This window comes from Hymenobacter agri, assembly GCF_054778495.1.
Window position 1 is genome coordinate 1 of sequence record NZ_BAAGZM010000173.1, and the last position, 7,487, is coordinate 7,487.

Annotated in this window: 5 protein-coding genes; 2 read left to right on the forward strand and 3 right to left on the reverse strand. The window is 62.1% G+C overall.

Annotation, left to right across the window (positions count from 1 at the left end):
- Both ACYVDE_RS10555 and ACYVDE_RS10560 read right to left on the reverse strand, forming a co-directional pair.
- Positions 1-180 (reverse strand): peptidase associated/transthyretin-like domain-containing protein (locus ACYVDE_RS10555; protein WP_460501475.1); only part of this gene is annotated, 180 nt, incomplete at its 3' end.
- A 181-nt stretch (positions 181-361) separates the two neighbouring features.
- Positions 362-1,720, reverse strand: coding sequence for an Nramp family divalent metal transporter (locus ACYVDE_RS10560; RefSeq protein WP_460501476.1), 1,359 nt, complete (start codon positions 1,718-1,720; stop codon positions 362-364).
- A 198-nt stretch (positions 1,721-1,918) separates the two neighbouring features.
- On the opposite strand from ACYVDE_RS10560, the gene ACYVDE_RS10565 reads away from it, so the two are divergent.
- Positions 1,919-2,938 carry a cation diffusion facilitator family transporter gene (locus ACYVDE_RS10565; protein WP_460501477.1) on the forward strand — a complete coding sequence of 340 codons (1,020 nt, stop codon included), beginning with the start codon at positions 1,919-1,921 and terminating at the stop codon, positions 2,936-2,938.
- 94 nt (positions 2,939-3,032) lie between these two features.
- Here ACYVDE_RS10565 and ACYVDE_RS10570 read toward each other — a convergent pair whose 3' ends face one another.
- Positions 3,033-5,474: a gliding motility-associated C-terminal domain-containing protein gene (locus ACYVDE_RS10570; protein WP_460501478.1), complete on the reverse strand. Its 2,442-nt coding sequence runs from the start codon at positions 5,472-5,474 to the stop codon at positions 3,033-3,035.
- Positions 5,475-6,000: 526 nt separating this feature from the next.
- Here ACYVDE_RS10570 and ACYVDE_RS10575 point away from each other — a divergent pair.
- Positions 6,001-7,487, forward strand: a 1,487-nt coding sequence (locus tag ACYVDE_RS10575; RefSeq protein ID WP_460501479.1) for a GEVED domain-containing protein, incomplete at its 3' end; no start/stop codon positions are given.

The following is a 7,487-nucleotide window of genomic DNA, read 5'->3' on the forward strand; positions in this document are numbered from 1 at the left end:
GCCGTGCAGCTCGAAGCGGCCGCCGGCATCGGCCGTGGCACCTACCGTGGTGCCCACCACGCCAACGCTGGCAAACGGCACCGGCTGGCGCTGCTGGTCGCGCACGATGCCGGTTACTTCAGCTACTTGCGCAGCAGCCAGTTGCGATAGTAAGCAAAGGATAAGTAGAAGCGTTTTCATAGGCGTTTCAGCAGTTCGCAAAAGGCAATGCAGGTCCGGCCCGCTAAAAAACAGGTGCGTATCGAAGTCCGGTAAGTGGGCAGAAACGGGCCGCAGGGGCCGGCGCAAAGCTGGCTGATGAAGCCAGCGGTCAATCAATTATGCCCGGCGGCAGAATGGGCCGTCGGGCAGCGAGTAGTTATCAGCCGAAAAACGTCTGCCAGAGCAGAAATATATTGAGCACGATGATGATGCCCGATACCACCCAGGCCAGCACCTGCACCGCCGGGCGGTTCACGAACACGCCCATTTTGGCGCGGCTGCCGGTGAAAAGTACCAGCGGCACCACCGCGAAGCTGAGCTGCAGCGACAGTATCACCTGGCTCAGCACTAGCAGCTGGCCGGTACCCTTTTCGCCGTAGATGATGGCCACCACCAGCGCCGGCACCACGGCAATGATGCGCGTGATGAGCCGCCGCACCCAAGGCTTCAGCTTGATGTCGAGGAAGCCTTCCATCACAATCTGGCCGGCGAGCGTGCCGGTCAGGGTCGAGTTCTGGCCCGAAGCCAGCAGGGCCACGGCAAATAGCACGCTGGCCGCGCCCGCGCCCAGCACCGGCGTCAGCAGCTTATGGGCGTCGGCAATGTCGGCCACATTCTCGTGGCCCTTGCCGTGGAAGGCGGCGGCGGCCGTTACGAGAATGGCCGCATTCACGAAAAACGCCAGGAACAGCGCCACCGTTGAGTCGATGGTGGCGAACTTGATAGCCGAGCGTTTGCCGAGCTCATCCTGCGGGAAAGCCCGCGTTTGCACGATGCTGGAGTGCAGGTAGAGGTTGTGCGGCATCACCGTGGCCCCCAGAATGCCGATGGCCACGTACAGCATGGCCGGGTTGGTCACGATTTCGGGCTGCGGCACCAGTCCCTTGCTCAGGGCCAGCCAGTCGGGGTGCGAGGCAATGATTTCATACAGAAAGCACCCGAAAATGAGCACGATAAGCCCGGCCACCAGGCTTTCAATCACCCGAAAACCCTTGTGCTGAAAAAACAGCACCACTAGAACATCCAGCGTAGTGAGCACCACGCCCCAGGCCAGCGGCAGCTTGAACAAGAGGTTAAGCGCGATGGCCGAACCGATGACTTCGGCCAGGTCGCAGGCCGCGATGGCCACTTCGCACAGTGCCCACAGCGCCAGGCTCACGGGGCGCGTGTAGTGGTCGCGGCAGGCCTGGGCCAGGTCGCGGCCCGTCACAATACCGAGCTTGGCCGCCAGGTGCTGGAGCAACATGGCAAACAGGTTGGAAATCAGCACCACGCTTAGCAGCGTGTAGCCGTAGCGGGCGCCGCCAGCCAGGTCGGTGGCCCAGTTGCCGGGGTCCATGTAACCCACGGCCACCAGCAGGCCGGGGCCCCAAAAGGCCATCAGCTTGCGCCAGAACGAGGCGTTGGCGGGCGGCACCTTGATGCTGGCATACACCTCGCTGAGCGAGTTGCCCCGCCGGGCGTGGCGCCAGCCAGCTTCGGCAGGCGGGGTGGTATCAGTGAGTAGTGAAGGAGGCACGGGCAAATTTGAATAGCTAAAGTTAGCAATTTTTAGACTAACCTAAAAATTATTTTTGACCGGCTTAAATACCACTTTGCCTGCAAAAGGTTGCGCGGGCCGGTCAATCTGTTTGGCCCAGATACTCAGCGCTCCGGTGTTAATAGGGCCAGCCGGGGCGGCTCAGGGTTTTCGGCGCTTGCCCCCGGCGCACGCATCGTGCCCGACCTTTGCAGCCGCAACTGCCGCTTCATGACGCCCGCTAAAATCAAAAACCGCCTCGGCCTGCTTTCCCTCGTGGTCAGCATCGGCTTGGTAGCTATCAAGTTCTACGCCTACTACCTCACCAAGTCGCAGGCTGTGCTCACCGACGCACTGGAGAGCATTATCAACGTGTTTACCAGCGGATTTGCCCTCTACAGCCTCTACCTGGCCAGCCTGCCCAAGGACGAAAACCACCCCTACGGCCACGGCAAAATCGAGAACCTGTCGCTGGGCTTCGAGGGCGGCCTGATTTTCATGGCCGGGGCCTTCATTCTCTACAGCGCTACGGGGCACCTGCTGCACCCGCACCCCGTGGCCAAGCCCGACTGGGGCGTGCTGCTATTGGCCAGCACCGCCGCCGTGAACCTGGCCGTGGGCCTGCTGCTGGTGCGCCAGGGCAAGGCGCTGAAATCGGTGGCGCTGGTGGGCGACGGGCAGCACCTGTTCATCGATGCCATCACGTCCATTGTGTCGTCGGGGGCGCTGCTGCTGGTGCAGGCCACCGGCGTGGTGCAGTTCGACAGCGGTGCGGCGCTGCTGCTGGGCGGCTTTATTCTGGTGAACGGGGGCCGCATGCTGCGCAAAGCGGTATCGGGCCTGATGGACGAAACCGACGTGGCCGTGGTGACGGCCGTCATTGCCGAGCTGCAGGCCCAACGCCGGCCGTCGTGGATTGACGTGCACAACCTGCGCGTGCAGCGCTACGGCTCCAACCTGCACATCGACTGCCACATGCAGATGCCCTACTACCTTACGCTAGAGCAGGTGCACACCCAGCTGCACGACATCGAGGAGCTGATTCGTACGCGCTTCGCCGTGGAAGTCGAGATGTTTGTGCACGCCGACCCCTGCTCGCCCGCCGCCTGCTCGCTCTGCCTCATGCCCAGCTGCCCCGTGCGCCAGCAGCCCCTGCTCCACGAAGTACCTTGGACGGTGCACAACGCCATCAAAAACGAGCGGCACCGCTTGGCCTGACGCCAACCGCAGCTCACCAATCAGGACGAAGCAAAAAAAGAAGGCCGCGAAATTCGCGGCCTTCTTTTTTTGCGGTGAAGCACTCATCTGCCAATTATTGGCCGCGACGCACTTCCACCCAGCCTTTGGTTTTGTTACCGCTTTGGTCGGTGACGTAGTAGTAGTACACACCATCGGGCTGGCCGGTGCCGGCCCAGGTGTTCTGGTAGTTGCTGTACTCCTGCACTTTGGTGCCCCAACGGTTGAAGATTTCGAGCTTACCGCCGCGCTGGCTCACGGGCAGTACAAACACGTCGTTCAGGTTGTCGTTGTTCGGGGTGATGATGTTGGGCACGTTCAGCTCGGGCACAATCACAAGGCGCTGATACACCGAAGCGGCGCACTGGCCGGGCACTCTCGAAGTGGTGCCGTTGGTGATGAGCGTCGAGGCGGCGCTGAGTCGGACGAGGTAAGTACCGCCATCGGTCAGCTTCAGGTCTTTGGGGGCGTAACCGCGGTTGAATACCACTACCGGGGCGTTCGTCGTGGGAGCGCCGGCACCATCTTTAATGCGCTGATAGGTCCACACCAGCGAATCGAGGCGGAATTCCGGCGACGTGTAGCAGTTGGTCGTTACGCCGCTGGCGCAGGGCACCTGCCCGTTGATGGTAGACTGGTTGGTAAACTTATACGTAATCGGGGGCACCAGTCGGCCGGGCGCAATGCCGGCGTTGCTTACGGGGCGGCTCGAAATCGAGTCGGTGATGGTAAACTTGGCCGCCACCGGGGGCGCCACCCGCACCAGAATAGAGGTCGTATCGCCGCAGCCCGGGCCAAAGCCGCTGGTGGGCGTGATGAGCAACCGGTAACGGCTCGTAACGGTGGGGTTCACCGTGATGGTTTTGTTGGTGGCCGTGGCCGTGTTGAAGCCGTTGCCCCGCACCAGGCTCCACTGGTAGGCGTAGGTTTGCAGCACCGACTTGCCGGTTACCAGGTTGCGGATGGAGTCGGGGCGCACCACCGAGCCATTCAGGTTCAGCGAGCCGCTGCAGATGGTGACGGGCGAAACACCATTCAGGCTGGTGCCGCCGGCCGTGGCGAGTGCCGTGGCGAAGTTGCCCTTCAGAATGCGAATCACAATCACGCGGTTCTGCAGGCCCTTTACCGGGCAGGCATTGTCCTCGATGCGCACGTTGATGCGAATAATCTTGCCCACTTGGTTGGGCGAGGGCTGGAAGATGAACGTAGCCTGTGGGTTTTCCGAGCCGTTCACGTGCGCCGGGTCGGTGCTGAAAGCAAACGTGCCCACGTCGCCCGAGGCCAGGTAATTCGGGTCGGAGTTGATGGTAGACGGCACCGTCACGGTCAGACGCTGGCGGGCGCTGGGGGTTTTCAGGTTGTCGGGGTCGGTGAAGTTGACGAGCACGCGCGAATAGTTGCACGAATACACGCTGATGCGGGTAGTATCGACGGTGTTGGTCGTGCCGGTGTTCGAGTTCGGCGTCTGGTTCTGCACCACCACGGGGTTGGGCGTGGTGTTGTTGCCGCAGTCGATAACGATAAGCACCGCTTCGCGGCGCACGCGGCCCACAATGCGACGCACGCCGTTAACGCGGCGGTATTCGTTCACTTCTACCACTACCTGGTACTTATTGGCACCATCGGCAGCCGAGGTTACCGGCACGTAGCGGTTGGGCGTGAACGTAATGGTACGGGCTTGCTGGTTGAGGCGGAAATACGGTACCGCTTGGCGGATGGGGCAGCTACCGGCGGTGTCAACCGCTACGGGGATGGGCAGTTGCGGCGTGAACAGCGCGCCGCCCGACAAACCCGGGAATTCGAGCACACACAATGGGTTACGCTTAATAATCACCACGCCGCTCTGGGCATTGGGATAAGCCGCGTAGGTGATGGGCTGGCCGCAGCCCTGCAGGGGCGCCGCCAGCGAATACACCAGCGAGTCGCCATCGGGCTCGATGGCCGAAAAACCGAAAGTGGTCAGCTTGTTCACGCACACATACTGAATCGGAATATCCTGCGGGTCAAACTGCGGCGAGGTATTCAGCACGGCCGAACCACCCAAGGTGCGGTTGTCGAGAAACGCTTCGGCGTACAGGTCGCCCGCGTTCACGATGTTGGCAATGCTGGGGCGGGCGTTCTGGCTGGTGCTCAGCGTCCACTGGCCGGGAGGCAGTGCCACCGTGGCTTCGTAGGTGGTGAAGTCGTAGAGTGGGTAAATGGACGAGGGGTTCTGGCAGCTGCCGGGCGTGCTGGGGCACAGCGGCGTAGCCGATACGGTAGCCCCCAACTGCACCAGCGGCGCCGTTACGGAGGCGGGGGCGTTGCACCCACCGTTGCGGCACTCCAGCGTGAAGGGCGAAGCCGGAATACCCGAGCAGTCGCGGTACAACCGGAATCGTACCTTATACTGGTTGCCGCCCAGCGAGGTGTAGGTCATGTCGCAACCCAGCAGGTGAGAAGCGCGGGCTGCGGGCAGCCCGCCCAGTAGGGCGCACGTCCACAGCAAGAGCCAGAAGGATAGTAATGTTTTTTTCATTTGGGTGAAGGGGTGAAGGGGAAAACAAAAGAGCAAACAGGGTGGGTGGCAGAGCAAGCGGCAAAAAGTTGTGCCTGGTATTATAATCGGGCCTCAGTGGGGCAAGGCTTTGGCCAACCAAGGTACAAGTGTATCCGACAACAACAAAGCCGCCACGCAAAATCACTCAGACAATTGGTCGGCAGCGACTTCTGTGCGAGCAAATTACGAGCCAAATTGCACAAAAATCGCACAAAAATGAACTATTTCACAATAGTTTTTTCTCATCGCCTTTTCTCTGTATGTTGCTACCCAATGCGCAACCAGTAGTAGCCGCGGCCACCCCGAAATAACCGTCATTGTGCGGCTGTTTGCGATGCCCGCTCCCTATTCTGCACCACCCAGTGGCGCGGCGCATCTGCTTGCTACCGCTTGCCTCTGCCACCTCTTGTTCTGCCTGCTGGCCCTTCACCCGGGGCCGTAGCTTCGCTCACCTGCTTTACACCTACTTTTTTCCCTACTTTTTTCCCCTTCACCCCCCCCACTCATGAAAAAACGCTTACTTGAAAAATTGCGGGGCTCGGGCGCCCATGCGCTGGCGGCGGCCTTGCTGCTGACCAGCGCGGCCAGCCACGCCCAAACCACCAGTTACTGCGCCACCGGCCTCGGCGGGGTGTGCGGCGGTAACGACATTACGACGGTGGGCATCTCGGGCACAACGCTTAATGCTACCGGCCTGACCTGTACCAGCGCCGGCGGCCAAGCGTACACGGCTTACCCGGCCACGGGCTCTACCACGGCCACGCTGTCGGGTGGGGTTCCCTATACCCTGAGCACCACGCTTACCGGCACAAGCATTGTATCGGTGTGGATTGACTACAACCACAACTTTTTATACGAAGCCAGCGAGTGGACGCAGGTAACGACGAACTCGCCCACCGGCACGCCCGTTAGCGTGCAGTTTCAGGTGCCCAGCAATGCCGTGCAGGGCCAGACGGGCATGCGCATCCGGAGCCGTATAAACGGTAACGCCAACGGCGCTACAGATGCCTGCACGTCGTTCGGCAGCGGCGAAACCAAGGACTTTGTTGTGACCATCGGGTCACCAGCAGCCTGCCCGGCGGTATCGGGCGTGAGCGTGACGGCCATTACCGGCACGGGCGCATCGGTAGGTTTCACTCCGGCAACGGGGGCCGCCAGCTACACCGTGACCGTGACCCCAGCCACCGGCGCCCCGATAACGCAGACGGGCACCAGCTCGCCGATTGCAATTACCGGCCTGACGCCCAGCACTGCGTATACCGTTGGGATTGTAACTAACTGCGGCGGTACCAGCGGCTCATCGGCCAGCTCGACGGCTTCGTTCAACACGGCCTGCGCCGCGGCGCCCTACGTGCTGGTGAACAACACCACGCCTTACACCCAGGACTTCGAAGCCACCTGGCTCAGCCAGTGCGACACCCGCGACGTTCCCGGCGTGAACTGGCGCAACACGCCCGTGACGGGCAACACCTCGTGGCGCCGCGAAGATGACGGCGCCAGCGCCGCTTGGAGCAGCACCTCAGGCGCTTACACGCCGGCCGGCAGCCCGCTCGGCGGTGGCACCAGCGCCCACTCGGCCCGATTCCACTCTTATGATGTGACCGGCCGTGGCACCGGCACGCTCGACCTGTACGTGAACATGGCCGGCACGACTGGCACGCCCACACTGAGCTTCGACTACCTCAACACCAGCGGCAGCGACTCGCTGAGCGTGCAGGTGAGCACTAACGGCGGCGCCACCTTTGGCCGCACCCTGCTGAAGCTGACCACGGCCGCTGCCTGGACCAGCCAGACCCTGAGCCTGCCCACGACGGGTTTGACGGCTACCACGGTTATCCGCCTGAAAGCCACCGGCGACTTCGGCGTAACTGATATCGGCCTCGACAACGTGCGCGTGAGCTACATCAGCTGCCCGCCCGTGACGGCGGCCAGCATCACGGGCATCACCGGCACCAGCGCCACGCTCAGCTTCACGCCCGGCGCGGGCTCGGG

Coding starts and splice junctions, on each gene's coding strand:
- ACYVDE_RS10570 (WP_460501478.1), bottom strand. CDS start 5,474: ATGAAAAAAACATTACTATCCTTCTGGCTCTTGCTGTGGACGTGCGCC.